The sequence below is a fragment of the Croceimicrobium sp. genome (genome assembly GCF_965228705.1).
GTDB lineage: Bacteria > Bacteroidota > Bacteroidia > Flavobacteriales > Schleiferiaceae > Croceimicrobium.
This window is the reverse complement of record NZ_OZ245832.1, coordinates 1,043,721-1,066,911: the sequence shown is the minus strand read 5'-3', so window position 1 is coordinate 1,066,911 and position 23,191 is coordinate 1,043,721. Positions and strand designations below refer to the sequence as shown.

Genomic DNA, 23,191 nt, shown 5'->3' with positions numbered 1-23,191 from the left:
ATGATTTTGAGCAAAGATACATCAAGCTTCCAGCTCTAGGAAAAATTCACGGCCTGCTCTGGGCTTAATTGAATTATAGCAGATTTCCAGATGATGAATTTTGAATTGGCTTTGAAACAAATTAAGGTATTCGGCCTCGGAGCCCCCAAAGGGCGGGCCTTCCGTGCTTAATGGGAAATTGAAAAGCAGGCCAAATAATTTTCCGCCCTCTTTTAAAAGAGATTTCATTTTTTGGCTATAGCCCGGACGTAATAGTGGATCCAGAGCACAGAAAAAGGTTTGTTCCATGATTAAATCGTAGTGCCCGATATGTTCGAAGAAATTGCCTTCAATCCAATTCACTTGGTCTGAATGGGGAATCCGACTCTTAGCTTCTTGCAGAGCAGTTGGGCTAAGGTCGATTACAGTTATGTTCTTGAACCCCTGTTCCAGCATCCAATCTACTTCCCAGGCCCTACCAGCTCCGGGAATAAAGATCGAAGCATCGCGGTTTTGCTTTTCCAAATAACTAATAAGTGGGGTAGAAGCACTGCCCATATCCCAAGGGCTTTGATGATTTACATAGCATTGCTCCCAATAAGCCTGATCTAATTTCATAGCAATTATTCAATCCGCAAACCTAAGTCGGCAGACCCCAAAATGTTCTCAAAATTCCAAATTAATTAGCTGCCGATCCTGCAGGAAAATGCGCAAATCTGACGTGAATGGAGATTCTGATTTTTAGTGAAAATGAATCGAAATGATGTCATTTTGCGTGAAAATGCGTCAAATCTGCATGAAAAATGAACTTTTTACTTTAAAACGACTTGTTTTTAGAGAATAGCAATTTTCGCATGATGCTTGTACCATTATGTGTACTTGCTAAAAAGCAATTCACATTTACTAATCAAAAACATCTAATGAAAGTATTAGTTATAGGCGCGGGCAATATGGGCCTCGCCTACGCAGAATCTATTGCCAAATCTGAACATCTAAAAAAGGGAGATCTAATGATTTCCGACAATGCCCCTGAGAAAACCCAGGAGCTACGTAAAATAAGCCACTTTGCAGTTTATGACGATATCGCCGATTGTGCACCTCTGGCGGATATCATTTTTATAGCGGTAAAACCTTATCATATCGATGAGCTTTTCGGGAAGCTCAAGAAACATATGGTGGAAGATCAAATTGTGATTTCCATTATGGCCGGAGTTACCATTAAAACCATCCAGGATCAATTAAACATTAGAAAGGTAGTGCGGGCTATGCCTAATTTACCTGCGCAGGTAGGGAAGGGCTTAACTTCCTTTACGGCCTCAGATGAAGTTTCTCGTTTGGAGCTTTCTACTGTGGAGAGCTTACTCGATACTACCGGTCGTTCGGTACGTCTCGACAGTGAAAATGATATAGATGCTTCTACCGGCATTTCCGGTTCCGGACCAGCCTATGTGTTCTACTTTATGCAGAGTATGTTGGAAGCAGCTTTGGATATGGGCTTTAGTGATTACGATTCTAAGGTACTGGTAAGCACCACCTTCGAAGGAGCGATAGAGCTCTTTAAACGCAATAAACTCAGTCCTGAAAAATGGATGGACAAGGTAGCTTCCAAAGGAGGAACTACTCGAGCTGCCCTCGATTCCATGGAAGATAATAATGTGAAAGATCTGATTAAAGAAGCGGCTTACGCGGCCTTTAATCGTGCAGTTGAATTGGGAAAAGAATCATAAAATGGGCGACGAAAGAGATCATTCTCACGTAAAACGCGTGGTGGTTAAAGTGGGTACCAATGTGATGACCAATCGGGATAATCGCATTGTTAGTCCTATTCTAAGAGGCTTGGTAGATCAAATCGCTGAGCTTTATGAGCGCGATATCATGACAATCTTGGTGAGCTCTGGATCGGTAATCGCCGGGATGGAAGTTATGGATAGTACTATTGACGATCCAACTATCCGCCGCCAGGTTTTTTCAGCTATCGGTCAACCGCGAATGATGCGCCACTATTACAGCATCTTTCACGAATACGGCATGCGCTGTGCTCAGGTTTTAGCTACCAAAAGAGACTTTAGTCCTGGTAAGCATCGCGAAAACATGATTAATTGCTACGAAGGTTTGCTCTCCCAGGGCGTAATTCCCATCGCCAATGAAGATGATGCGGTAAGCCTGAGCATGAGTATGTTTAGCGATAATGATGAGCTGGCCAGTTTGGTGGCAGAGCTCTTAAATGCAGATATGCTTATTCTTTTAACGGATACCGATGGACTGTATACTGGTCATCCGGATGATGAGGACAGTCGTTTAATTCGGAATGTAACCACCGATCAAAATGTGGAACAATACATCCGAGAAACCAATAAGGGTGAAGCCGAAGGACGGGGAGGAATGGAAAGCAAATTAGGCGTGGCCAAGGAAACGGCTAAAAAAGACATTCCCACTTTTATTGCCAATGGGAAACGCGAAAGGGTGATTGTAGATCTGGTAGATGGCAAGGAAATAGGAACACGAATTATAGACTAGAAAAAAGAATAAAATGGAATTACTCGATACAAAATTGAAGAATCAGGTATTAGCCAGTATGATGCGCATCATTGATGAGGATCGCAAAATCATATTAGCCGCTAATCAAAAGGATCTGGATGCCTTTGATCGTGATGATCGGGCTTTATATGATCGTCTGGTTTTAGATGATCAAAAGATAGAAGGCATGATCCAAGCACTGGACCAAGTGAAAGGGCAGGAAGATCCGGTTGGACTGGTAAAAGAAGAGCGCAAAATTGAAAATGGTTTGCGCATCCTCAATAAAACGGCACCTTTCGGGACGATCATGATTATTTATGAGAGTCGTCCGGATGTAACCATCGAAGCAGCCGTGCTGGCTTTTAAGGCCAATAACCGCATTCTCTTAAAAGGAGGGAAAGAAGCTCTGCACAGCAATTTAGCTCTGGTGGATTGTTGGCATAAGGCTTTAGCTGAAAACAATCTGGATAAAGATTGGATTCAGTTTTTACAGATGAATCGCCAGGAAACTCAGGATTTCTTGCGCAAACCGGATCAACAATTGGATTTAATTGTACCCCGTGGGGGAGAGCGTTTGATCCAGTTTGTGAAGGAACATGCCACCTGCGCCGTACTGGTAAGTGGACGCGGAAATAATTTTGCCTATTTAGCTCAAGATGCCGATCCTGAGAAAAGCATTCGCGTTTTATTGAATGCCAAGACCCACAAGATTTCGGCTTGCAATGCTTTGGATAAAATTTTAATTCACAAAGAACATCCTCATTTACCCGCCTTGGTAGCTAAACTGCAAAGTGAATTGCAGGCAGCCGGAGTGGAAATTTGGGCTGATGAAAGCAGCAAAAAGCTATTAACTGAAGCCAAATTGGTCGAGGATCAAGCTATTTGGTACGAAGAGTTTTTAGCCCTAAAAGCGGTAATCGCTTTGGTAGACGAGGATGCCGAGGCCATTCATAAGATTAATCGCTATTCGGGTGGCCACTCGGCAACCATCCTTACGGAAGATGGACAGCTTGCCCAAAAATTTATGGAGCAGGTAGACGGTGCTGCCGTTTACCACAATGCTTCCACGCGCTTTACCGATGGGGGAGCGATGGGCGTAGGCGCTGAATTAGCTATTAGTACCGATAAACTGCATCACCGCGGACCCTTGGGCCTAAAGCAATTGGTGACCAATAAATACTATGTCTATGGCGACGGTCAGGTAAGGGTTTAAGCTTTACTTGATACCATTAAAAAAGGCACCCAATGAGGTGCCTTTTTTTTAGTTCAATTGCATGGGGACTTCCATTAATAGGAGTCGACCTTTCTCAAGCGTTTCAATCTCGAGCTCGCTAATTTCCCAAAGGCCCAGGCCATCGCGGTATTCCAACTCCTGACCGTTCACCTTGAATTTCCCATCTACTACCATGGCATAAATACCATTGCCCTGAGGAGCGCGTAGTTTGTGACTCACCTTTTTGCCAGCTTCAAAATCACCCATATCAAACCAGGCATTTTGGTGAATCCAAACCCCTTCATCCTCGGGATTGGGAGATAAGATTTGCATAAACTGATTTGCCATTTTACTCGTATCCAGAGTAATCTGATCATAGCGAGGTTCTACATTACGTTTATCGGGGAAAACCCAGATTTGGAAAAGCTTTACGGCTTTGTCTTTATTCGCATTGTATTCGCTGTGGTAAATGCCGGTACCAGCACTCATTACCTGCACATCACCATGCTTAATTACCTCCTTATGACCCATGGAATCTTTATGTTCCAAATCGCCTTCAAAGGGTATGGTAATGATTTCCATGTTTTCATGGGGATGCGTTCCGAATCCTGCTCCAGCGGCGATATAATCGTCATTAATAACCCTTAAAACGCCAAAATGCATGCGCTCAGGATTGTAGTAATTGGCGAAACTGAAGGTATGATTGGTATCCAACCAGCCATGGTTTGCATGACCGCGGGAATCGGCTTTAATTAAAAGTGAGTTTTTCATGGGGTATGTTTTTGGATTGGGTAAATGATTAAAGCCCAGGTTCGGGTCTAGTAAGTTAGCGGATTTTTCAAGGGTCTCGTCTTCCGCTTTTAAGCGAATCATAGACAAGGAGGCAAGACCTAAAACACTGGATTTTAAAAATTTACTTCGTTTCATATTATTTCAATGTTGCAACATCGAAAGTACAAAGAAATTCTTTTTCTTGCAAATCTCTATGAAGACGATCCATACTAGTAGCACCTTATTCCTTTTACTCATTAGTTTTTCGGCTTTAAGCCTGAAGAGTCAAAGTGATGAATTGACCTTATTTCAATGTCCGGATTCCAGCAATAATTTCCGTGCCTTGTCGCCGATAAATGATAGTAGCACATGGCTGGCTAGCGATCAGTCCCAGGTCTGGTATTTCAGCCTGCCGAATCAATGGAAGAATCGCAGTCCCAAAGGCTATGAAGGAGTTTTATGGCGAGATATCGAAGCAATGGACGACTCCACCGCCATCATTCTCAGTGCGGGTTCACCAGCATTAATATTGCGAACCGAAGATGCAGGGCAGAGCTGGCAAGAATGCTTTAGAGACGATAGTCCCGGTATTTTTTTCGATGCTTTTGATTTTTGGGATACCCATAGGGGTTTAGCTTTCGCGGATGCGCAGGAATCTCATATTACCATTATCGAAACCAAGGATGGCGGTAAAAGCTGGCAGAGATGGGATACTATCCCCGAATTAAAAGTAAGTCCAAAGCAGGGCGGTTTTGCCGCTTCCGGTACCTGCCTACATTGTTTTGATCAAGATTCATGGGCCATCGTATTGGGAGGTGCCCAAGCTCGGATTTTGGGTAATCATAAAGGGCAGTCGCTTAAAGCGATTTTAGCCATGAATGATGGAGAAGCAACTAAGGGAGCTTTTAGTATTCATGCGAAAAACTCTGATACCCTCATAATTAGTGGAGGAGATTACCGTGCAGATTCTTTATCCAATCAAAGTTTACTCTGGTCTACAAATACCGGAAAAAGCTGGGAAGCCTGTCCATTTCCTAAATCCTTAAGTCAACGCTATTGGTCTTGTGTACAATGGCAAGGATCGCATATCGTGCTATGCTCGCGCTTTGGAATGGCCTATTCTTTTGATAATGGTAGGAACTGGCAGTATAGTTCCGAAGGTTTTTATACTTGCCAGGGGCAATGGTTGAGCGGTCCCAAAGGACGTATCGCCCGCTTTAATTCCGCTTATAAATAAAATAGGCGCCAGCATTTAAGTTCAAAGTAGAATTAAGCTGTACGCTTTGTCCATGCATAAGGTCGGTCCAATTGCCAGCGCTTAAGCCAGGATCCACATTATAGCTCACCGAATTATTACGGCAGTTAACCAGCACCAGCAATTCTTCGCCATCCTTAGTCTTGGTAAAAGCCAATACATCCTGGGAGCTGTAATCCGTAATCGTTTGTACCTTAGCCGCGGCTTCATTAGCATAAATCTGCATAAACTGCTGATACTGCTTTTTCACTTCGGGATTAGCGCTCCAGTTTATAAGATCATTACTGAAAAAGGGCAGGGTTCGATCGCGACCTACTTCCTGACTGCTATAAATGAGTGGCACTCCTCCTAAATAAGCGGTGGCTACCATGGCTGCTACCGCACTTTGTTGACTGCCAAAGAGCTGCACCGGAGTGTCATCCCAGGCAGATTCATCATGATTGGTCGTAAAGCGTAAAACCCCTTGATTGCCTACAATTACATTGTATTCGTTTTGATGCATAGTGCTGAGTTCACTTGCCGCATGCCCATCGGCAAATACCTCCTTTAATTTAGCATAAGCGGCCCAGCTAAAGCGCAGATCAAATCCGGCAATGAGATGATTAAAGCGATCGCCCTCGGCCAGCATTAAAAGATTAGTGCGGTGATAAGCCTCTAAGGAGTCAATGGCTCTTTGCCAAAACTCGAAGGGAACCCCATTGGCATAATCGCAGCGGAACCCATCAATATTAGCCTCCCGAATCCAGTATTTTAAACTTTCTATTTGAGCCAATTGCATGGAGTCGACTTCAAAATTGAGGTCGGCCACATCCTGCCAATTGGTACCCGGAGGAATCACAATATTGCCATTGCCATCCTGGGTATACCAATCCGGATACTCCGTGATCCAGGGATGATCCCAAGAAGTATGATTAGCGACATAATCGAGAATTACTGACATCCCTCTTTGATGCGCGGCATCCACTAATTCCCGTAAATCGTCTAAGTTGCCATATTCACTGGCTACACCAGTATAGTCGCGTACGCAATAGGGAGAGTTAATACTATTCACCTGCCCAACCGGATAAATGGGCATGAGCCACACCACATTAACCCCCATTTTTTGAATACTATCCAATTGCGCGGTAACTCCGTCTAAATCGCCATCCGCCGAAAAGGCACGAATATTTACCTCATATAAAACCAGATCATTTACATCGCTGGGCATACCCCTGAATGGCTGACCATAAAAACCGTCATCTACCGGTTCAGGGTCGGGAAGGGTTACATTTGAAGTGATATGGTCTTCATCCTTTGAACAGGCAATGAGGCTGAGGCATGCAGCCAGACTTAGATATTTAAAAACTTTCAAATCCTTGATATTTGGGCAAATACCAAAAATAAAAAGAGGCGCTCAAAGCGCCTCTATACTTAGTGTATTTTTTACAATACTATGCTTTTGCGGGAAGGATTTTACTGCGTACCTCACCAAAGCCAATACGCTGGGTTCCGTTGTCGCAGAAGGCTTTCATGATAACCGTATCACCATCCAAAAGGTATTTACGTTCGCTGCCATCGCTCAACTTTAAAGGCTTATCACCCTTCCAGCTTAATTCGAGCATTGAACCATAATTTTTAGGCTCTGGTCCAGATATGGTTCCACTGGCCATTAAATCTCCGGCATTAATATTACAACCGTTTACCGTGTGATGGGCCAACTGCTGCACCATGGTCCAGTATAAATACTTGTGATTACTTTCCGAAATCAGGTTTTCTTCACCACCCTCTGGCTGTAAATACACTTCCAATTTGATATCATAGGAAGTATTGGGAGCACATTCTAAATAGGGAAGAGGTTTGGGCTCTTCTTGCTTGGGGCGAGCGGTACGATAAGGCTCCAAAGCATCAAAAGTTACCACCCAGGGAGATATAGAAGATCCGAAGTTCTTACCTAAGAAGGGGCCTAAGGGCACGTATTCCCAACGTTGTAAATCGCGAGCACTCCAATCATTAAAGATCACCATTCCAAAAAGGTAATCTTCGGCTTCACCGGTGCTGATACGATCGCCTAAAGGCTTACCATCAGTGGTAATGAAACCCATTTCTAATTCGAAGTCCATTGCTTTAGAAGGACCAAATACCGGGGCTTCGGCTCCGGGAGCTAACATCTGACCCATGGGGCGATGAATATTCTCGCCCGAAACAATAATGGAAGAACTACGCCCATGATATCCTACCGGTAAATGCAACCAGTTGGGCATCAAGGCATTTTCTTTGCCACGGAACATGATTCCCACATTAGTGGCATGCTCACGACTGGAATAAAAATCGGTGTAATCCTGAATGAATACCGGCATCAACATTTGCAATTCCTCTACCGGGAAAAGCACTACTTCACGTTGCTCGGCTTTGGATTGCAATTGATCATTATTAGCATCAAAAATTTCGGCTAAACGATTGCGTACCTGGCGGATGGTAGGTTTACCAAGGGTGATAAAATCGTTTAAGGTGTCTTGCAAGAAAACATCTTCGGGTAATGAGATTCCTTCGAAATAGCCTAATTGATGAAGAGCGGCTAAATCAATTGCGGTATTCCCGATACGACTACCGATGGAAACGTGATCATCATTCGCCAAAAAAACGCCAAAGGGAAGGTTTTGTATAGGAAAGTCGCTGCCTGCTGGAACTTCAATCCAAGACTTACGCGACGGGTCGTTTGCTGTGAGCATATTTGGATTAATTTTGGGCAATATTACTAAGATTCATCACCGCAGAAAAATTAGCGTCAAAACTTAAGGTATGTATAAGGATTCTCTAATCTTCGATCTCATCCAACAAGAACGTGAACGTCAAACGGAAGGCATCGAATTAATTGCTTCAGAAAACTTTGTTAGTGACCAGGTAATGCAGGCCATGGGCTCGGTTCTAACTAATAAATATGCCGAAGGTTTTCCAGGTAAACGTTATTACGGTGGCTGTGAGGTGGTCGATGAAGTAGAGACCATTGCTATTGAAAGAGCTAAACAATTGTTTGGTGCAGAATATGCCAATGTGCAGCCACATTCCGGTTCTCAGGCTAATGCAGCTGTTTATTTAGCCTGTTTGAAGCCTGGTGATAAAATTATGGGCTTTGATCTTTCGCATGGTGGTCACCTTACCCATGGTTCACCAGTAAACTTTAGTGGCAAAACTTTTCAAACTTGTTTTTACGGAGTGGAAAAGGAAACCGGTCGATTGAATTACGATACCATCGCTGAAATCGCCGCTAAGGAACAACCTAAATTGATTATTGCTGGCTATAGCGCCTATAGCCGTGATTTGGATTTTGCCCGTTTCCGGGAAATCGCCGATAGCGTAGGGGCCTTGCTTCTAGCAGATATCTCACATCCTGCGGGCTTAATCGCCAAAGGTCTGCTTAGTGATCCGATTCCCCATTGTCATATTGTAACCACTACCACTCATAAAACTTTACGTGGTCCTCGCGGTGGAATGATCTTAATGGGTAAAGATTTCGAAAACCCCTGGGGCGAAAAAACACCTAAAGGTCAGGTGAAGATGATGAGTCAAATTTTGAATGCTGCGGTTTTCCCCGGTACTCAAGGTGGTCCTTTGGAGCATGTGATTGCCGCTAAGGCGGTAGCTTTTGGTGAAGCCCTCGAGGATGAGTTTATGCATTATACCCTACAGGTACAAAAGAATGCTAAGGCCCTGGCTGCTGCTCTCGTAGCCCGCGATTACCAGATTATATCCGGTGGTACCGACAATCACAGTATGCTGATTGACCTCCGCAATAAAAACATCAGCGGTAAGCAGGCTGAAAATGCACTGGTAAAAGCCGATATCACCGTGAATAAGAACATGGTGCCTTTCGATGATAAATCTCCCTTCGTAACCAGCGGTATTCGCTTAGGAACGCCTGCAATCACTACTCGTGGGCTGAAAGAAGCGGATATGGAAAAAGTAGCGGAGCTTATCGATCGCGTAATCAGCAATTTTGAAGACGAAGCGAATCTGGAAGCTGTTGCCCAGGAGGTGAATGAGATGATGGAGGGATATCCCTTGTTTAATTGGTAGAAAGTATTTAGTAGTTGGTCGTTGGTAAGCTGGATCGAATTGCAAATTCGATTCAGAGAATTTAGACGGTAGACTTTAGACGGTAGATTGGATGGTGGACAAGGAAGAGTGTATTGGCCGCAGGGGTAGATGGTAGCTAGTAGTTGGTCGTTTGTGAAATACGATTGAAAACCAAATTATTCCACTTCCAAATATTCTCTGTGTACCTCTTTACCTCTCGGTCTCTGTGTTGAAGCAAAGTGAATTTGCAATTCGATCCATAATTTACTCTACACTAAGAATGAAAATCGCTGGACGTTTTTCCAATTCCGGTAAATTGTTCTTCCACCAAGAAATAGGTTGAGTGCGGATATACTCTTCTAATGTAGTGACTTCTCTAGCTACACAGAGTCGGGTATCGGGATGACAAATGCTAATTAAATCCTTCATGAGCTTATCATTTCGATAAGGAGTCTCCATGAAAATTTGGCTTTGCCCGGTTTTTCGACTCAGGTTTTCTAAATTTTTGATTTGCTTTTTACGCTCCTGATTATCAATAGGTAAATAGCCGTTAAAGGCAAAGCTTTGGCCATTCATGCCACTGGCCATCATCGCCATGAAAATAGAGGAGGGCCCCACTAAGGGAACTACCCGAATGCCTTCATTATGAGCAAGGCTAATGATTTCTGCGCCCGGATCTGCAATGCCCGGTGCCCCAGCTTCAGAGATCAATCCAATATGCTCTCCATTGCGTGCTGCTTCCAGGTAGGAAGGATAATCAGCCGGATCTGAAAACTTATTGGTGGTATAAAGTACGAGGTCGGGTTGATGCTTGGAGGGAAGCACCCGCTTAATAAAAGCTCGCGCCGATTTTTCATTTTCTACAATGAAATGATCGCAGAGGTCTATTACTTTCTTAACCGATAAAGGCAGGACTTCCAAGGGCTCAATTTCACCCATTAAGGAAGGAATTAAATAGAGCTTTCCCTTGGGATTATTAGATTCTTCCATCCTTCAATTTTTCTACGATCGTATCTGTAGCAGCATCCAATAATCGATAGACCTGTTCAAAGCCTTCATCCCCTCCGTAATAGGGATCGGGAACATCCTGATTAGAACCGGCTTTAATCTCATTTAAAATAAGGTCAACCTTAGCGCGGTCAGCCTCATTTCGAGCCATATTTAAAACATTATTTAAGTTAGAGTGATCCATTACATAGATACGGTCAAAGTAATCAAAATCAACAGTTTTGAACTGACGACCAACAAGATTTGAGAGATTGATTCCGTGCTTTCGACCAGTCATTATGGTGCGGATATCTGGAGCTTCACCAACATGGTAAGCCGCCGTTCCAGCCGAGTCTACTTCCACTTCTTCGGGATTGACTTTCGAGCGTAATAATCCTTCTGCCAGAGGGGAGCGACAAATGTTTCCCAGGCATACCATCAATACTTTCTTCACAAAAAAAATCTTTGGTTAAAGGTACGTTTTATGCAGGGCATCCTCCAATATTTCCCGCTATTTTGGCAAGCTTACTTTAAAGGTGGTGCCTTTGCCGACAATACTTTGAACGGTGATTTCACCTCCCAGGCTTTCTATTTGACTACGAATCAGATAGAGCCCAATTCCAGAGCTATCTGGATGATTATGGAAACTGCGCTTAAACTTAAAGAGTTGATCGCCATACTTTTCTAAATCAATACCCAATCCATTGTCTGAAACATAGAGGTGCTTGTTATTTTCTGTTTCTTCAACCCAAACTTTTACCCATGGATCTTTTTCTGGATCGTGATATCGAAGGGCATTACTCACCAGGTTAAAAAGCACACTCTCTAAATAGGCAGGATAAAACTTCAGCTGAAACCCCTGTGGAATATCAAATTGTAATTCGGCATTAATCTCCATGGTAGGGCGGGAGAGGATTTGTCGAACTCGTTCACAATAGGTGAGTACCTCTAATTCTTCGGTAGGCAATTCAGAGGCCGATTCTACTTCTAAGATGCTTGATAATTCATCTAAAGCTTGCATTAAGCCCTCTGCACTTACTTCGAGATAACGGTACAATTCATCTCTAAGTAATTGATCTTGGGTTACGTTCAGCTCGTGGATCAATTGCTGAATATTGGATCCATGCGAGCGGAAATTATGAGATACAATATGAGCAAAGCTTTGCAGCCTTTCGTTTTGCTCGGAAATCAATTGCAAATTGCGCTGGAAATCCAATTCCTCCTGCTTCCTTTCGGTAATGTCCGATTCAATGGAAATGTAATTAACTAATCGTCCACCTTCATCGTAAATCGGAGTTACAATGCTTTCCACCCAATACTCAGTACCATCCTTTTTATAATTGATATTCTCTAGGCGAAAGGGTTTGCCGGTATTGAGAAAATCATTTAATCGTCCTTCATTGGTGCTCAGTGATGCCGGGCCATGTAAAAGTTCCTCCATTTTGCGGCCTTTGGCTTCTTCCAGGCTGTAGCCGCTCATGCGTTTAAAGCTTTGGTTAAGCCATTCTATTTCATGCCGACTATTAACGATAAGCACCCCATTGGAAGTGCGATTCGCAACCAAGGAAAGTTTACGCAATTGAGATTCAATCTCGTGCTCCTTGCGGATATCGCGAATATTTATGAAGGCCTTTAATGTGCCATCTCTTTCCTGAAAACGACCATTGGCCTCCAGCCAAAGCCAATCTCCATCCTTAGATTTTAACCTAAATACCGCACGACCGGCATTTTCCGATTTCCGATAAGCCTTTACAAAAGTGAGGCGGGTTTTAACCAAATCCTTCGGGTGGATAAAATCGGTAAGAGCTTGCCCCATTAATTCTGCCGGGCGGTACTGCGCCAGAGGGTGAATATTGGGGGAGATGTATTCTATTACACCTTCTTTACTCAGGGTTACGAATATATCCGAGGCCTTCTCGATATACTGTCTAAAGCGCGATTCAGCTTCCACCAGAGCACGATTACTTTCCTCAATAGGACCCAAATCCAAAAAGTGAAACCAGGCAATAGGACGCTTGGCTTCATCCTGGGTGGTAAAGGCCGAAACAACCACCTTAGTGGTGCCTAAATCCTTGCGTAATAAAAGTGTTTGATAGGTCTTAATAGGTTGAAGAGATCGCAATTCTCTTAGCTTCTGCTGATGAATTTCTCGTTCGGAATCCGGGATAAGATCGGTCAGACTTTTAGCCAGAAATTCCGATTTCTTAAAACCGAGCATATTCAATAAGGCCTGATTGCAATCTTGCCAGCGCGTATTTTGCAATTCAAGCATCGCTACGCCAATTAAGGAGCCTTCGAATAATTGGCGAAATTTTTGCCTTTCCTTTTGCAGCTCTTGTTCGTATTGGTAGCGCTCGCTAAAATCGTGCATGGCCCCAATTATGCGTACTACATTACCTTTGAGGTCCCGTTCGATATATCCTCGATCTAGGATATAGGCCCATTCGCCATTCTTTTTTTGGAAGCGATAACGGCAATCCCAGGTTTCGGAGCGATTTTCAAAGGCTTTTTCCAAACTCTTTGTAATGGCAAGGTGATCTTCTTTGGGGATATGACTTAGCCATTTATCTGGATGATCTAACTCAGAACTTTCCCAGCCGTACATCTCACTGAGATTTTCCCCCCATTCGATTTTCCCAACTTTATAGTGCCAATCCCAAATTACATCTTTGGTAGCGCGGCTGGCCCAGCGAAAGCGATGATTGCTGTCGATGAGATCTCTTTGAGCTCTTTCTTGCTCATCAATATCTTGAACTACCGTCACAATACTTTCAATGCCAGGAGTATCAAAGTGATTGATCATAGTGGCCTTTACCCAGCGATAGCCGCCATTGCGATGATGTAAACGGTACTTAACTTCTTGTTGTGCCAGATGCTGATGGTGGATGGCGTTTAAAGCATTTTCTTTACGTAAACGATCTTTAGGATGGGCCAAATCCAAACAGCTCATGCCTAAAATAGCTTCAGGCTGATATCCCGTAATTTTTTCGACTTCCCCACTTAGGAAGGTGATGGTATTTTCATGATTTGTAAGGGAATAAGCACCTAAACTTCGCTCTAATAAAAGTTGATTGGTGATTTCCGTATGATGCAAGCGTTCGTGCAGCCGCTGTAATTCAGTAGCAGAATCCAATTCCAATAAGCGGAATTTTTCATTCTTCCATTCTAAGACCCTATGCTGTAAATTCAGTTTGCGATTAAGCTTTTCACCATCCAGACTTAATTGTCCGATTCCCAGACTCTCATTTTCAGGAATGGCAGAAAAGGGAAATTGCTGATCCTCCTGATGCCATTGAAATTGTCCGATGTTTAAAAGTCCTAGGGGTAACTGCTTTAAGCTGGGCAACCATTGTTCGGACTTTTGATTGGCATAAAGTAAAATGCCCTTTTCTGAAAAAACTAAAATACCGCTGCTACTTTGATCCAGGACCTGCGCCAATAAGGAGTTTTCGCGATGTTGTATTTGAAATAATAAGGCTTCCCGGTATGCAGCTTTTTGCGGTTGTGCCGAATGACGATGACCGTTTAAGGGGAAATCATAAACTGTATACGCCAAGCTTTCGAGAGCAGGAGATAATTTGGCTTTATCAGAATGCAGTACCCAAAGATGATTTTCACCGGATTCTAAACTGGAGGCAAGTACTTTAGAAGCAGCTTCTTCGGGCTGAATAAACTGTGCACTTTCACTTTGTTCAATATCTAATCCGGCCAGGAAATGCACTTAATTTGAATTGGGCCGGCTGCTGGAATCGATTCGGTTCAGAAGTTCAGCCGTGTTTAGCGGTTTATTAAGGAAGCAGGAAACACTGGGAATGCTTTGGGATCGATCCCAATCATCCGGACTAATGGAGGAGGTGAGGATAGCCACCCGAGCATGCACATTTTTCAGCTTATTTTGGGCTTCTTTCAAAAACTCCCATCCATCCATAATGGGCATATTTAAGTCAAGAAAGATAAGATCTGGAGTTTCACTTTCCTTGGCCTCTTTAAGAGCTTCAAGGGCCTCTTGACCATTTTGAAATTCAGAGAACTTCTCACATAAACCTTCATTGCTCATTTTCTTACGAATAAGAACCCGAGCTATGGGGTCATCATCTACAATCCAATAATGGTTAATGGTCATGCTTTGAAAAATTCACTTCTAAATTAGTCAAAAAGTGAATGTGGAGCCAAAATAAAAGCCCCTATGCGGGGCTTTTATTATTTCAAGGTCAATTTCTTGCGAAGGTCTTCCACATAAGTGCGGAAGCGTTTATCCGTTTCCGTAAGATTATTCACAGTTCGGCAGGCATGTAGCACCGTTGCGTGGTCTTTATTTCCACATTGGGCACCAATGCTGGCCAATGAGTTTTTAGTCAGTTGTTTAGAGAAGTACATGGCCAATTGACGAGCCTGTACAATTTCGCGTTTACGAGTCTTCGACTTTAAGAGCTCAATAGGCATATCGAAATAATCGCAAACCACTTTTTGAATGTAATCGATGCTGATTTCGCGAGTGGTGTTCTTCACGAATTTATCAATCATCTGCTTAGCCAATTCTACGGTAATGCGCTTCTTATTTAAAGAAGACTGGGCGAGGAGGGAGATTAAAGCTCCTTCCAATTCACGCACATTCGAATTGATAGAATAGGCGAGGTATTCAATTACATCAGCCGGCATTTCCACACCGTCATTGTACAGTTTCTGATTCAGAATGGCGATACGCGTTTCTAAATCGGGTACTTGCAGGTCGGCACTTAAACCCCATTTGAAACGGGATAATAAGCGTTGCTCCATGCCTTGTAAATCCACCGGTGCACGATCCGAAGTAAGGATTACCTGTTTGCTGTTCTGGTGCAGGTGATTGAAAATTTCAAAGAAGGCGTCTTGAGTCTTCTCTTTTCCGGCGAAAGAATGCACATCATCAACAATCAGAATATCGATCATCTGATAGAAGTGCAAAAAGTCGTTTTTGTTGTTGGTTCGGATGGCTTCTACAAATTGTTGCTGGAATTTCTCAGCACTAACGTAGAGCACGGTCTTTTCCGGATAACGATCCTTGATTTCGATACCGATGGCATGTGCCAGGTGGGTTTTTCCCAATCCATTACCGCCATAAAGCAAAAGAGGGTTAAAGGAGGTGCCACCCGGTTTCTTAGCCACGGCATAACCGGCAGAGCGGGCTAAGCGATTACAATCTCCTTCAACAAAATTGTCGAAAGTATAGTTTGGATTAAGCTGCGATTCTACGTGAACCTTGCGTAAGCCAGGAATGATGAAGGGATTCTTTACTCCGTTTTCACCGAGCTCCATAGGCATATTAACCTTTGGATTTTTTAAAGAACCACGATTACTGGACGGAATTTTAACGGTATAAGGCTTGCTGTTACCGTAGGTGTTTTCCATCACAATGCTGTAAACCAGTTTGGCATCATCGCCAAGCTCTCGCGTGATCGCGCTTTTCAGGAGTTTAATGTAGTTTTCTTCGAGCCATTCGTAGAAAAACTTACTGGGTACCTGAATACTCAAGACATTATCTTTGAGCTTTAAGGGCTTGATCGGCAAAAACCAGGTTTTGTAACTCTGTGGGGAAATATTGTCTTTGATATAAGACAAACAATTATCCCAAACTGTCTTTGCAGTCAGCTCCATGCGTTGTAGTTAAATTGCTTTGCGTTTAGTTTCTTCTCAGGGTAAAATGTATGACAGGCTGCCGAGATCATCCCTCCCCTTGACAGGGACAAAAGTGTGTAGAAAAAAGTGATAAAAAAAATCAAATCGGTCTTGATATATAGCTTTTTTTGTCCGAGATTATCAGAGCGTTAATCGCGCTGTATCCCGCATTCTACCGTACAATACACTTAATTTTCAGCACTTAAGAAATTATGTTTGTTAACTCAATGTCAACTCGAGTCCGATATGCCGAGACCGATCAGATGGGGGTTGTTTATTATGGCAATTATTCACAATATTTTGAGATCGGCCGGGTGGAGGCCCTACGTTCACTGGGACTTACCTATAAAGAGATGGAAAAAAGGGGAATTATGCTCCCGGTTCTCAAATTAGAGGTAAAGTATTTAGCCCCTGCGACTTATGATGATTTGATCGAAATTCGCACTGAAATTCGAGAAATGCCCAATACTCGGATCACCTTTCACCATGAAATTCGCAATGAAGAGGGAAAATTGTTAACAATCGGCATGGTTCAATTGGTTTTTGTGGATATCGAAAGTCGAAAACCAGTCTTGGCTCCCGAATATTTTCTGGATCTTATCAAGCCTCAGCTCGAATAATTAGTATTTCCGAAGCATAAAAAAAGCCGTCTTGGTCAAACCAAGACGGCTTTTATATTTTAAAGCGGCTACTATTTTAAAGCAGTAAACACGCTGTTGATGTATTCGTATTTGGCCGTTTCTGAATTCTCACACCAAATAACTGTGAGGAATCCAGGCGTAAATTCGAAGTCTACGTCGATAGCACCATCCAATCCAGAATTAGGAGTTGGGAAGTAATGACGTATGGGAGTGGTTTTTGTTCCAATGATATCGCCTTTGCTAAAGCTTTGTCCAAAGGGTGAATATTCTTCGAAGCTAAAGCCCCATGCTGATTCTGGATTAAAGTTGCGCACCAAAACATTACTGTGGTAAAAAGGATCTCCTTTAGTAGTTACAGTACCGGAAGAATCTAAGCTCTGCAGGTTTTGATCCCATACTGAAAGATCCCCATTGCTAATCACAGTTCCAGGGGCGGCATTAACTCTTAAGTCTAAACCAGCGGTAGGGTAATTCGCAGCTTTGGCACTTAGGGTCATGTAGGTTGCAATGCGGAAGCCACGATTCATGGTATCTACCCAGAAACGAACCTTAGAGTCCACTACCCAAGCGGTATCGGTAACGGTTACCTTATGATTTACCGTTGCAATTGGCTTTTTCGCTAAGGCGGGTTCAATATCGGTCAGTAAGCTGGCCATATCAACGGTCTCGTCGTTTAAGTAAAAAGAAGGAGCCGCTTCTAATGGTTGGTTAAAAGTGATGCTATCTGCAATAGCTGAATAAAATTCGCTATTTGCATCGGTAACCACATTCATAAAGGTCAATTCACTGCCGTATTGATCGCTCAAAAGTAAACGAGGAATTTCGGCTATATATCCAAAGCTGGGGCTATAAGATGATAATATCAAGGAGCTACGGACTTGAGGTAAGGCCAGGTTGTCTGTGGGATAGGTATTGGTTTTTACCACCGGATCATCCTCACAGGAAGCCAAGGTTAACAGAGCAAGTCCAAAGAGCGCAATTCGTTTCATAATCTACAATTTCAGGACAAATTTAATTTTTCTATCGAGCAATACGCAAGACTATTCATTATCAGCCCATAAATATGCCCTTTACTACTAAGTCGATTCTAATCCGCTAAAGGTTGGGTCTTGATTATGAGATCAATATATACTGGGAGGTGATCACTGTATCCCGAACTAAAAAAAGGACCTTTAAAGGCTCTGCGTGGTTTATAGCCCGGTAACTTACTTTCCTCTTCCATTAAAAAGGGGGCCTCGAAGGCTGCACAATGTATAGTCCATTCTTGCATTTCCGGGCGAATTAGAATCTGATCCAAATAAGCCCAATCTCCCTTATAACGATGGCTGCCTCCATTTTGATCTTTCGAGGCCATTAAATTGTAAAGCCGTGGATGCTCAGGTTTACCACCTAAATACTTTAAACTCTTATCATTTGGTTCATCATTAAAATCGCCCATTACGATAAGAATCTCTTCTGGCCCGAGCTTTAAACTATCTAGAAAGACACTTAAGATTTTGGCTGCAGCCAAGCGCTTGGGTTCTGAGCTTTGCTGTCCTCCGTAGCGACTGGGCCAATGACAGATTACAAAATGCCAGGGACGATGAAGGCTATCTTCAAATTGCGCATAGAGCATATCTCGGCTTCGATATTCTGGGATTTCAGGCCAATAAAAAGGCAAGGTTTTAGAATCAATTAATCTAAACAGGTCCTTTCGATAAATTAGCCCAACATCAATACCACGGCGATCTGGCGAATCATAATGCACATACTGGTAAGGAATCTTTGCCAAGGCGCTTCGGTGAATCAGATCATTTAAAACTCGTGCTTCTTCAATTTCGGCCATTCCAACTAATGCAGGAGCTTGAAAACTACTGTCGCTTAAACTTAGGATCACCTTAGACAATCGTTGTATGCGTGTAAAATATTTGGCGGCCGTCCATTCTTTGGCACCATCTGGAGTAAATTCTTGATCTGGGTTTAGGCTATCCCACTCCGGATAAAATAGGTTTTCTACATTATAGAAAACGCAGCGTTGCCCCACTAAGCTGAAGCTGAAAATCAGGTAAATAGCAATACTTAAACCTGCTCTACAAAGTTTTGACGATAGATCTTTTGAGATGAGGAAACGATTTGCAGATTATCATGATTAGGGTAAAAGGCCATGGTTTCTTGTTCGCCCAGAGATAAAAATCCACCGGGCTTTAAATGATGCACCAAACGAGATAGGGGATGCTCCTGGAATTCCGTTTGGAAATAAATCAGCAAGTTGCGACATAATATGAGGTCGAACTTTTGATTTAGGTCTCCGGAGGAAACGTCAAATTGTTGGAAAGTCACATTTCGAAACAATCGCTCATGAAAATGGCAGAGCGAAGAAGTCGTTTGGTAATAATCCTCTAATAAGGCCGTACCTCCGGCTTTGCGATAATTCATATCGGCCTCATTTAAACGCGCCTTTGAAATGGAAGGACGTCGTGCTTTTTGCAATGCGGCTGCAGATAGATCAGTAGCCAGAATCTGACATTTATCCATAAGTTCCAGTTCGTCCAAAACAAGGGTCAAACTGCTTAATTCTTCACCTGTGCTACTGCCCACCAATAAAATATCGATGCTCGCTCTTTGGGCTAATACCGGTAAAACCGATTTACGCATTTCCAGCCAGGTATTGGGTTCTCGGAAAAGCTCGGTTACCTGTACCGTGAAGCGATCTAAAAACTTTTGATAATGGGAGCTTTCGCTGATGAGTAACTTTAAAGTGTAGAGATCGTTAACTCGCATTTGATTCATCACTTTGAGTAAGCGACGCATTACGGAAGATTTGTTATACCACTCCAATTTAAGACCATAGCGGTCCTCCACAAAGTCCAGGAAATCTTGATAGCTTTTTTCCGGAATTTCAATCTGCGATATTAGGCTCTGCTGCATACCTTGCGAAGGTAAATCATTCCCGATCGCATTTTGAAAGGAAACGTTTTAAAAGTGTTTATTTTATTGGTGTTCAGTCCAATTGTTACTATGCATGCACAATTTTCGATAGTGCAGGATAGCTGGCAAAATGCAAAGCAATGGACAAATTCTGAATCGTATTCCAGAGCGGATGCCTGGTATTGGGCTGCTGGGGGAATAGCGATTGGAGCGGTGATCTTGGCCGAAGAACCCATTCAAAATGCCCTGCAATGGACGGATCCTGAAACGGCAAATGCCTTAAGTCCTTTTATGAAACCCTTTGGTGATCCCTTAATAATGGGGAGCGTAAGTGCCCTGGGCTATTTGGGAGGCTGGGCTTTTAAAAACCGGGAGATTCAGGATTTGAGTTCCGCGGCATTACAAAGTATGCTGAGCGCCGGAATAGTAGTCATGGCCTTGAAACTTAGTTTTCATCGCGAACGACCGGAAGAGCAATGGCTTACTGATCCTTATGTTTTTAGGGGCCCTTCTTTTAATAGCAATTTTCTTTCTTTTCCTTCGGGGCACAGTGCTACCGCATTTGCCTTTGCTTCTTCAATCTCGGCCTTTTACGATGATCCTTTATATCTGGCAATTCCTTTGTATTCTCTGGCAGGATTAACCGCCTGGCAAAGGGTTTTTACACAGAAGCACTGGCCTTCGGATGTAGTGGCGGGTGCTTTAATTGGCACCTTCATTGGAAGAAAAATCGGGGAGTGGCAAAGGGAGCGCAGTTCCAAACTCAGTTTAGAGCCCAGTATTTTATTTGGAGGCTATAGCGGATTGTCTTTGAAGTGGCAGCTCGATCCTATTTCAGTTCGAAGCGAAAGGCCTTTTTAATTTCGCCCTGGATGCTGAATATATAGCTGCCCGGACTTAAGCCTTCCAGCGGAATTTTCACGGTTCCCTGTCTTAATTCTTCTGCTTTAAAATGGCCGGATAGCCTTAAAGCGCCACTTTGATCATACAATCCATATTCTACGCCTATATAATAATGAGGCTGGGGAAATTGCAATTCCAAGCTATCCTGCCCCAACACATAGCTTTCTTGAATTTGAATGATGGAATCCCCTTTGCTTTCCTGGTTAAAGACCGGTATTGAAACCTTGTACAAATAGGGTTTTCGATTGGCCAATTCTTCTTCAGCAAAATACAGGCTAGCACCCCGGATGGCCATAGCTTCCTTTTGCGAGAAATTCCCCAAACTGTAAGGGTAGGCCTTAATTCGCTCAGTTTTTCGCCAGGATTCAACATACCAGATCTTACTGTAACCCAATAAAAAGAGATCCTCGCCATTGGGACTTAAGCATGCCCCACTCACCCAATTGAAATGCTGGATGCCACTGGCGGTTTTAAACTCTTTAATCAATTTGGCCTTTTGGGGAGCGGGATTGCGGCTCAAGCCATAAACCTTCACTTTGCCATCAAAAGGCTTTGTGCGATTCTTCGTGAAGAGAAATAGCGAATCCTCATAAACCACCATGGCTTCTAAATCGTAATAGCGCTCACTATCCTCAGGGGGGAAGGCTTTCTGCTCGGGATAGCTAAAGGGAATCTTCGCAATCATTGTCCATTTTCCCTCAGTTAGAAGTTTGGAAATATCTAAGACCAAAACTTCCAGATTTTGGCGCTTATTATCATTATTACCAAAATCACCGATATATAGCTTGCCATCGGCGTAAGCCAGGGATTCCCAATCGTGGTTGACCAAAGATTTTAATGGAGAACGCAAAATTAAATTGCCGAGGGTATCACAAATAAAGAGCTCCGCATCATTACCACTGTCGTTAATCATCGCTAGGGCATTGGGCGCAATAAAGGCCATGCCACTGCACTCTTTAAGGTCCGGATGCAAAATGGCTACGCTATCCGCCGAAAGGCTCTGACTCATCCCTAAACCCGGTTGCAGGAAGAGATAGAGTTGGATAATAATATTGCGGAGCATATTCATGAGCGATATAATAAACAACCGTCGCCATAACTTAGAAAACGGAATTCATGATCCAAAGCATATTGGTAAACCTCTTGCCAATGCTCGCCAATAAGTGAAGAAACCAGAAGCATGAGGGTGCTTTTAGGTTGATGGAAATTGGTTACCAAGGCAGTGATTAAACGATGCTGGTAGCCAGGGGCAATAATAATTTGGGTTTTGAAAGGAAGCCAATCTGTACTTTTTTCATCCAAAAGAGCTTCCAGGCTCTCCAAGGCATGTAAGGGCTCCAAAGCCCATTCTGGATTTTCGAATCCCAACCACTGAGGAACGATTAATTCCCCATCATTCAATTGCTTATGATAATGCAGGCAGCCCAGCCAATACAAGCTTTCCAGAGCACGTAGGGAAGTCGTTCCTACCGGAATAATGGCTTTCCCTGCAGCCAGGGCTCCTTTTAATTTTTGAATAAATGTTCGATCCAGAAAGGATTCCTCCGCATGCATTTCGTGTTCCGCTACCGAAGTGCTTACCGGTTTAAAGGTTCCGGCACCCACATGCAGGGTGAGGTAATTAAGCTCAATGCCTTGGTTTTGTAGCTTTTGGAATATAGCTTCATTAAAATGCAAGCCAGCAGTAGGGGCGGCTACGGAGCCTGATCTGCGGGCATAAGTAGTTTGATAGGTCACCTTATCTTGAGCTTCCGCCTGGCGCTTGATATAGGGCGGGAGTGGCGTTTTACCGGCGAGTTCCAATACCTCACTGAAGCTCAAATCCTGATCCCAACTTAGCTCAATATCGAATTGGGCTTCCTCGCGTCCCATTTTACGGGCCTTGAGTGTTAAGGAGCCCAGATCCATTTCTAAATCGTGGTTCTTCCATTTCCGTGCACCACCTACTAAACAACGGTAGCGAATGCTGCCTTTTGCCTGCATGGCTTGCTCAATGCTTTTATGATCCAGAGGCTCCAAGCAAAACACTTCAATGATACTTTGCTCATTCTTAGGGAATAAAAGGCGGGCTTGCACCACACGCGTTTCATTAAATACCATCCAGGCATTTTCCGGTAAATACTGGTCAATGTTTTTATACTGGCTTTCCCTAATTTCTTGATCTTTAAAAATCAACAACTTCGACTCCCCTCGAGCCAGAGGATACTCAGCAATACGATCTTCAGGCAGGGGATAATTATAGGTTTCGATGTCGATTTGACGATGCTCCACAATTGATTTTCGGCAAAAGTAAAGCCATTTTATATTTCTATT

21 protein-coding genes are annotated in these 23,191 nt (G+C 43.3%); 7 read left to right on the top strand and 14 right to left on the bottom strand.

Annotated features, from left to right (window positions below):
- Nucleotides 1-21 precede the first annotated feature (21 nt).
- Nucleotides 22-597: a methyltransferase domain-containing protein gene (locus tag ACO05P_RS04720; protein WP_421753725.1), complete on the bottom strand. Its 576-nt coding sequence runs from the start codon at nucleotides 595-597 to the stop codon at nucleotides 22-24.
- A gap of 302 nt (nucleotides 598-899) precedes the next feature.
- On the opposite strand from ACO05P_RS04720, the gene proC reads away from it, so the two are divergent.
- Genes proC through ACO05P_RS04705 form a run of 3 tightly spaced genes read left to right on the top strand, consistent with a single transcriptional unit; the run spans nucleotide 900 to nucleotide 3,709 of the window.
- Entirely contained in the window at nucleotides 900-1,706 is an 807-nt protein-coding gene (gene proC / locus ACO05P_RS04715) for a pyrroline-5-carboxylate reductase (RefSeq protein WP_421753723.1), read from the top strand.
- Between the two features lies 1 nt (nucleotide 1,707).
- On the top strand, nucleotides 1,708-2,496 hold the full coding sequence (gene proB / locus ACO05P_RS04710; RefSeq protein WP_421754882.1) for a glutamate 5-kinase: 789 nt from the start codon (nucleotides 1,708-1,710) through the stop codon (nucleotides 2,494-2,496).
- Between the two features lie 13 nt (nucleotides 2,497-2,509).
- Complete coding sequence (locus ACO05P_RS04705; protein ID WP_421753721.1) at nucleotides 2,510-3,709, top strand: glutamate-5-semialdehyde dehydrogenase; 1,200 nt, start codon at nucleotides 2,510-2,512, stop codon at nucleotides 3,707-3,709.
- Between the two features lie 48 nt (nucleotides 3,710-3,757).
- On the opposite strand, the gene ACO05P_RS04700 is transcribed toward ACO05P_RS04705, so the two are convergent.
- Nucleotides 3,758-4,480, bottom strand: coding sequence for a pirin family protein (locus ACO05P_RS04700; protein ID WP_421754881.1), 723 nt, complete (start codon nucleotides 4,478-4,480; stop codon nucleotides 3,758-3,760).
- Nucleotides 4,481-4,694: 214 nt separating this feature from the next.
- Here ACO05P_RS04700 and ACO05P_RS04695 point away from each other — a divergent pair, with 214 nt between their 5' ends.
- Entirely contained in the window at nucleotides 4,695-5,717 is a 1,023-nt protein-coding gene (locus tag ACO05P_RS04695; RefSeq protein WP_421753719.1) for a WD40/YVTN/BNR-like repeat-containing protein, read from the top strand.
- Here the strand turns inward: ACO05P_RS04695 and ACO05P_RS04690 are convergent.
- Nucleotides 5,698-7,086, bottom strand: coding sequence for an alpha-amylase family glycosyl hydrolase (locus tag ACO05P_RS04690; RefSeq protein ID WP_421753718.1), 1,389 nt, complete (start codon nucleotides 7,084-7,086; stop codon nucleotides 5,698-5,700). The genes ACO05P_RS04695 and ACO05P_RS04690 overlap by 20 nt on opposite strands.
- Nucleotides 7,087-7,165: 79 nt before the next feature.
- Complete coding sequence (fahA, locus tag ACO05P_RS04685) at nucleotides 7,166-8,443, bottom strand: fumarylacetoacetase (protein WP_421753716.1); 1,278 nt, start codon at nucleotides 8,441-8,443, stop codon at nucleotides 7,166-7,168.
- A gap of 70 nt (nucleotides 8,444-8,513) precedes the next feature.
- Between fahA and glyA the strand changes: the two genes are divergently transcribed.
- Nucleotides 8,514-9,788, top strand: a complete 1,275-nt coding sequence (glyA, locus tag ACO05P_RS04680) for a serine hydroxymethyltransferase (RefSeq protein ID WP_421753714.1) — start codon at nucleotides 8,514-8,516, stop codon at nucleotides 9,786-9,788.
- A gap of 264 nt (nucleotides 9,789-10,052) precedes the next feature.
- Here the strand turns inward: glyA and ACO05P_RS04675 are convergent, their stop codons facing one another.
- The 5 genes from ACO05P_RS04675 to dnaA all read right to left on the bottom strand — a co-directional run bounded on the left by ACO05P_RS04675 (nucleotide 10,053) and on the right by dnaA (nucleotide 16,406).
- A complete protein-coding gene (locus ACO05P_RS04675) occupies nucleotides 10,053-10,778 on the bottom strand; it encodes an SAM-dependent methyltransferase (protein WP_210758788.1) in 726 nt (241 codons plus the stop codon).
- The gene (locus ACO05P_RS04670) at nucleotides 10,765-11,229 is read right to left on the bottom strand and encodes a low molecular weight protein-tyrosine-phosphatase (protein ID WP_421753712.1); all 465 of its coding nucleotides are present in this window, start codon (nucleotides 11,227-11,229) and stop codon (nucleotides 10,765-10,767) included. The genes ACO05P_RS04675 and ACO05P_RS04670 overlap by 14 nt, the downstream gene beginning before the upstream one ends.
- A gap of 57 nt (nucleotides 11,230-11,286) precedes the next feature.
- Nucleotides 11,287-14,496 carry a PAS domain S-box protein gene (locus ACO05P_RS04665; RefSeq protein ID WP_421753710.1) on the bottom strand — a complete coding sequence of 1,070 codons (3,210 nt, stop codon included), beginning with the start codon at nucleotides 14,494-14,496 and terminating at the stop codon, nucleotides 11,287-11,289.
- Nucleotides 14,497-14,898, bottom strand: a complete 402-nt coding sequence (locus tag ACO05P_RS04660) for a response regulator (protein WP_421753709.1) — start codon at nucleotides 14,896-14,898, stop codon at nucleotides 14,497-14,499.
- Between the two features lie 77 nt (nucleotides 14,899-14,975).
- Nucleotides 14,976-16,406 carry a chromosomal replication initiator protein DnaA gene (gene dnaA / locus ACO05P_RS04655; protein ID WP_421753708.1) on the bottom strand — a complete coding sequence of 477 codons (1,431 nt, stop codon included), beginning with the start codon at nucleotides 16,404-16,406 and terminating at the stop codon, nucleotides 14,976-14,978.
- Nucleotides 16,407-16,654: 248 nt separating this feature from the next.
- Between dnaA and ACO05P_RS04650 the strand changes: the two genes are divergently transcribed.
- Nucleotides 16,655-17,047, top strand: coding sequence for an acyl-CoA thioesterase (locus tag ACO05P_RS04650; RefSeq protein ID WP_421753707.1), 393 nt, complete (start codon nucleotides 16,655-16,657; stop codon nucleotides 17,045-17,047).
- Nucleotides 17,048-17,118: 71 nt separating this feature from the next.
- On the opposite strand, the gene ACO05P_RS04645 is transcribed toward ACO05P_RS04650, so the two are convergent.
- From ACO05P_RS04645 to ACO05P_RS04635, 3 genes are all read right to left on the bottom strand, one after another.
- Nucleotides 17,119-18,057 (bottom strand): hypothetical protein, encoded by a 939-nt coding sequence (locus tag ACO05P_RS04645; protein WP_421753705.1) that lies wholly within the window; start codon nucleotides 18,055-18,057, stop codon nucleotides 17,119-17,121.
- A 98-nt stretch (nucleotides 18,058-18,155) separates the two neighbouring features.
- On the bottom strand, nucleotides 18,156-19,091 hold the full coding sequence (locus ACO05P_RS04640; RefSeq protein WP_421753704.1) for an endonuclease/exonuclease/phosphatase family protein: 936 nt from the start codon (nucleotides 19,089-19,091) through the stop codon (nucleotides 18,156-18,158).
- 35 nt (nucleotides 19,092-19,126) lie between these two features.
- Nucleotides 19,127-19,975, bottom strand: coding sequence for a CheR family methyltransferase (locus ACO05P_RS04635; RefSeq protein ID WP_421753702.1), 849 nt, complete (start codon nucleotides 19,973-19,975; stop codon nucleotides 19,127-19,129).
- A 90-nt stretch (nucleotides 19,976-20,065) separates the two neighbouring features.
- Here ACO05P_RS04635 and ACO05P_RS04630 point away from each other — a divergent pair, with 90 nt between their 5' ends.
- Nucleotides 20,066-20,836 carry a phosphatase PAP2 family protein gene (locus ACO05P_RS04630; RefSeq protein WP_421753700.1) on the top strand — a complete coding sequence of 257 codons (771 nt, stop codon included), beginning with the start codon at nucleotides 20,066-20,068 and terminating at the stop codon, nucleotides 20,834-20,836.
- On the opposite strand, the gene ACO05P_RS04625 is transcribed toward ACO05P_RS04630, so the two are convergent.
- Both ACO05P_RS04625 and ACO05P_RS04620 read right to left on the bottom strand, forming a co-directional pair.
- Nucleotides 20,805-21,941 carry a hypothetical protein gene (locus ACO05P_RS04625; RefSeq protein WP_421753698.1) on the bottom strand — a complete coding sequence of 379 codons (1,137 nt, stop codon included), beginning with the start codon at nucleotides 21,939-21,941 and terminating at the stop codon, nucleotides 20,805-20,807. The genes ACO05P_RS04630 and ACO05P_RS04625 overlap by 32 nt on opposite strands.
- Nucleotides 21,942-21,943: 2 nt before the next feature.
- Nucleotides 21,944-23,149: an S-adenosylmethionine:tRNA ribosyltransferase-isomerase gene (locus ACO05P_RS04620; protein ID WP_421753697.1), complete on the bottom strand. Its 1,206-nt coding sequence runs from the start codon at nucleotides 23,147-23,149 to the stop codon at nucleotides 21,944-21,946.
- Nucleotides 23,150-23,191 lie beyond the last annotated feature (42 nt).

Excerpts from the sequence above, each read along its gene's own strand:
- ACO05P_RS04720 (WP_421753725.1), bottom strand. The coding sequence starts at position 597 with ATGAAATTAGATCAGGCTTATTGGGAGCAATGCTATGTAAATCATCAA.
- proC (WP_421753723.1), top strand. The coding sequence starts at position 900 with ATGAAAGTATTAGTTATAGGCGCGGGCAATATGGGCCTCGCCTACGCA.
- proB (WP_421754882.1), top strand. The coding sequence starts at position 1,708 with ATGGGCGACGAAAGAGATCATTCTCACGTAAAACGCGTGGTGGTTAAA.
- ACO05P_RS04705 (WP_421753721.1), top strand. The coding sequence starts at position 2,510 with ATGGAATTACTCGATACAAAATTGAAGAATCAGGTATTAGCCAGTATG.
- ACO05P_RS04700 (WP_421754881.1), bottom strand. The coding sequence starts at position 4,480 with ATGAAAAACTCACTTTTAATTAAAGCCGATTCCCGCGGTCATGCAAAC.
- ACO05P_RS04695 (WP_421753719.1), top strand. The coding sequence starts at position 4,695 with ATGAAGACGATCCATACTAGTAGCACCTTATTCCTTTTACTCATTAGT.
- fahA (WP_421753716.1), bottom strand. The coding sequence starts at position 8,443 with ATGCTCACAGCAAACGACCCGTCGCGTAAGTCTTGGATTGAAGTTCCA.
- glyA (WP_421753714.1), top strand. The coding sequence starts at position 8,514 with ATGTATAAGGATTCTCTAATCTTCGATCTCATCCAACAAGAACGTGAA.
- ACO05P_RS04675 (WP_210758788.1), bottom strand. The coding sequence starts at position 10,778 with ATGGAAGAATCTAATAATCCCAAGGGAAAGCTCTATTTAATTCCTTCC.
- ACO05P_RS04660 (WP_421753709.1), bottom strand. The coding sequence starts at position 14,898 with ATGACCATTAACCATTATTGGATTGTAGATGATGACCCCATAGCTCGG.
- dnaA (WP_421753708.1), bottom strand. The coding sequence starts at position 16,406 with ATGGAGCTGACTGCAAAGACAGTTTGGGATAATTGTTTGTCTTATATC.
- ACO05P_RS04650 (WP_421753707.1), top strand. The coding sequence starts at position 16,655 with ATGTCAACTCGAGTCCGATATGCCGAGACCGATCAGATGGGGGTTGTT.
- ACO05P_RS04645 (WP_421753705.1), bottom strand. The coding sequence starts at position 18,057 with ATGAAACGAATTGCGCTCTTTGGACTTGCTCTGTTAACCTTGGCTTCC.
- ACO05P_RS04635 (WP_421753702.1), bottom strand. The coding sequence starts at position 19,975 with ATGCAGCAGAGCCTAATATCGCAGATTGAAATTCCGGAAAAAAGCTAT.
- ACO05P_RS04630 (WP_421753700.1), top strand. The coding sequence starts at position 20,066 with ATGCATGCACAATTTTCGATAGTGCAGGATAGCTGGCAAAATGCAAAG.
- ACO05P_RS04625 (WP_421753698.1), bottom strand. The coding sequence starts at position 21,941 with ATGCTCCGCAATATTATTATCCAACTCTATCTCTTCCTGCAACCGGGT.